The sequence below is a fragment of the Tepidiforma sp. genome (genome assembly GCF_034432735.1).
In the GTDB taxonomy this organism is placed as follows: Bacteria; Chloroflexota; Dehalococcoidia; order Tepidiformales; family Tepidiformaceae; genus Tepidiforma.
Map to the genome: position 1 here is coordinate 1 of NZ_DAOUBJ010000119.1, position 1643 is coordinate 1643.

Annotated in this window: 1 protein-coding gene; it reads left to right on the forward strand. The window is 67.0% G+C overall.

Going from position 1 to position 1643, the window contains the following annotated elements; all coding sequences use genetic code 11:
* Nucleotides 1–1495 (forward strand): VIT1/CCC1 family protein (locus VAE53_RS10840; protein ID WP_322819397.1); only part of this gene is annotated, 1495 nt, incomplete at its 5' end.
* Nucleotides 1496–1643: the final 148 nt, after the last annotated feature.

Genomic DNA, 1643 nt, shown 5'->3' on the forward strand with positions numbered 1-1643 from the left:
CGCCCCCACGCCCGGCCCGCCCCACATGCCACCGCGCGCGCAACCGACCTACCAGCTCCCCTTACCGATCGATGACCTCTCCCGATTCCTCGCCGAAGTCCAACAGCGGGGATACCACGTCATCGACAACCGCCGAAAAGGCGGCCGCCTCTGGATCCACGACCCCACCCGAAGCCTCGCCGACCCCATCCGGCAACTCGCCACCCGGGGATTCACCTTCTACTTCGCCTACCACCGTTCCGCCAACGACTCCGGCTGGTACCTCGCGCAGGCACCCACGAGAAACCTTAGGCAGACCTTATTTCCAGCGGAAGCACCGCAAAGCGCGCAACGGCCACCCGCTGATTTAGACTCATTCCAAATGAGTACCGCAGCACCCGCCGACATCGAACGCTACCGTCGAAACCTCCGCGACGAGGTCGATGGCATCGCCCTCTACCGCGCCCTCGCTGCCGCCGAAAAAGACCCCCACCTCCGCCAAGTCTTCCAGCGCCTCGCCGAGAGCGAAGAACGCCACCGCGCCCTCTGGGAAGAAAAACTCCGCCAAGCCGGCGCCGAAGTGCCCCGCTACAAACCATCCTGGCGCGTCCGGCTCCTCGGATGGCTCGCACGCCGGTTCGGCACCGCCTCCGTCAGCCCTATCGTCACCCGCATGGAAATGTCCGCCTACACCATGTACGACGACCAGCCCGAAGCCATCGCCGCCGACCTCCCCCGCGACGAACGCTCCCACGCCCGCCTCTTCCGCGAACTCACCCGTTCCACCCGCGGTCGCCAAATCCAAGTCGACATCGCTCGCCTCGAAGGCCGCCACCGCGCCGGCACCGGCAACGCCCTTCGCGCCGCCGTCCTCGGCGCCAACGATGGCTTAGTCTCCAACCTCTCCCTCGTCATGGGCGTCGCCGGCGCCAACCCCGGCCGCGACGTCGTTATCCTCGCTGGCGTCGCCGGAGTTCTCGCCGGCTCCCTCTCCATGGCCCTCGGCGAATGGATCAGCGTCCGCAGCTCAGCCGAAGCATTCTCCCGTCAACTCGAAATCGAACGCGACGAGCTCTCGCTCATGCCCGACGAAGAACTCGAAGAGCTCGTCCTCATCTACCGCGCCAAAGGCCTGCCCGAAGAAGAAGCCCGCATCACCGCCCAGCGCATCCTCGCCAACCGCGAACAAGCCCTCGATACCCTCGCCCGAGAAGAGCTCGGCATGTCCGAAGAAGAAGCCGGCAACCCGTGGGTCGCCGCCATCACCTCCTTCCTCACCTTCAGCTTCGGCGCCGTCATCCCCGTCGTCCCGTGGCTCGCCTTCTCCGGAACGAGCGGAATCGCCGCCAGCGCCATCGCCAGCGCACTCGGCCTCTTCGGCGTCGGCGCCGCCATCACCCTCTACACCGGGCGCAGCGTCCTCTTCTCCGGATTCCGCATGCTCACCTTCGGCCTCGCCGCCTCCGCCATCACCTTCGGCATCGGCAAACTCATCGGCGTCAGCACTGGCATCTGATGCGCCCTCACTCGACCTTCAAATCCAGCGTCAGCCGTCGCTCCACCGTCCGGATCGCCACGAGCCGGTAGGGCAATCCCCCCGCCGCCGCCTCCAGCCGCCCACCGATCTCCCCCTCCAGCAGCTCCGCGAACACCTCCGGCGCCCA